Origin of the sequence: Vibrio sp. Vb1755 (assembly GCF_033338635.1) — a bacterium.
Taxonomy (GTDB): domain Bacteria; phylum Pseudomonadota; class Gammaproteobacteria; order Enterobacterales; family Vibrionaceae; genus Vibrio; species Vibrio alginolyticus.
This window is the reverse complement of the sequence record NZ_JAWOTA010000265.1, coordinates 1-1172: the sequence shown is the minus strand read 5'-3', so window position 1 is coordinate 1172 and position 1172 is coordinate 1. Positions and strand designations below refer to the sequence as shown.

Annotated in this window: 2 protein-coding genes; both read right to left on the bottom strand. The window is 47.4% G+C overall.

Annotation, left to right across the window (positions count from 1 at the left end; all coding sequences use genetic code 11):
- Nucleotides 1–110 precede the first annotated feature (110 nt).
- Nucleotides 111–467, bottom strand: coding sequence for a flagellar hook-basal body complex protein FliE (gene fliE / locus R7E00_RS24400; RefSeq protein WP_005462799.1), 357 nt, complete (start codon nucleotides 465–467; stop codon nucleotides 111–113).
- A 16-nt stretch (nucleotides 468–483) separates the two neighbouring features.
- Nucleotides 484–1172: sigma 54-interacting transcriptional regulator (locus R7E00_RS24395; protein ID WP_318124812.1), on the bottom strand; the 689-nt coding region annotated here is incomplete at its 5' end.

Here is a 1172-nt window from a genome sequence, read left to right as displayed (position 1 = left end):
TTTAGCTTATTTGTCACGTCGTCCATGTTGCCTGCTGGCGAGAACGCTTGTGTCGTGCTGGTCGTCATGGCCGTATTTCCGGCAACTTGGGGGGTTAGTTCTGACATGAATTACACCGGCATCTTCATAATATCTTCAAAAGAGGCAACCACTTTGTTGCGCACCTGCATAAGAGCGTTGAACGATAAGCTGGCTTTCTGGCTTGCGACCATTGCGCCAACTAAGTCGTCACTTTGCCCAGTTTCTACCGCCGTCATTTTTTGACTGGCCGCAGATTGATGTTGATTGACTGTATCCAACACGTTCGTCATCGCTTGAGAAAACGACAGTGGAGCATTCAGTGCTTGTTGATCTAAAGGGTTGGCACTCACGATAAATTCAGGCGGCTGCACTTGAGCCTGCATCGCCTGCATTTTTGACAACATGAGTTGCTCTGCCGAGACCGCATTAGTAGGTTGACTTGCCATCTATATTTTTCTCCTATTAGGCAGCCGAGCCTAGAGCCGACTGTAAATCAATACCGTGTTCTCGCATGGCTGCGAGCTTGTAACGTAGCGCTCGGGTTGATACTCCCAAGGCGTTTGCGGTTTTGGTTCGGTTTCCACCAAACTGACGTAATTTGTCCAAAATAAATTGGTATTCAGCCTGCTTCTTCGCTTCCACATGACCAAAGCTGGACTTTGGCTCCATGGAAGGCACTGGGGCAATGAGTTCAATCGGTAACATCAGATCATGCGCTGTAATGTAGTCACCATGGCGCATCACCAATGCACGTTGAATAACGTTCTCTAATTCACGAATATTGCCCGGCCAGTGATACTGACTCAGAGCGCTGATCGCATCCTGAGATAAGTGACAGCGGCTGCTATCTTGATATTTTTCAATAAAGAATTGGCTGATCGGTAAAATGTCTTCTTTTCTTTCGCGAAGTGGTGGCCAATGCAATGGCAACACATCCAATCGGTAGTAAAGATCTTCACGGAAGGTGCCTTTTTGCACTTCTTCTCGTAAATCTTTGTTGGTTGCGGCAATCACTCGAATATCAAGCTTGATGGCTTTGTGACTGCCCACACGTTCCACTTCTCGCTCTTGAAGTACGCGCAAAAGTTTGGCTTGGACTGCAGGAGACATTTCACCGATTTCATCTAACAAAATCGTGCCGCCGTTTGCTT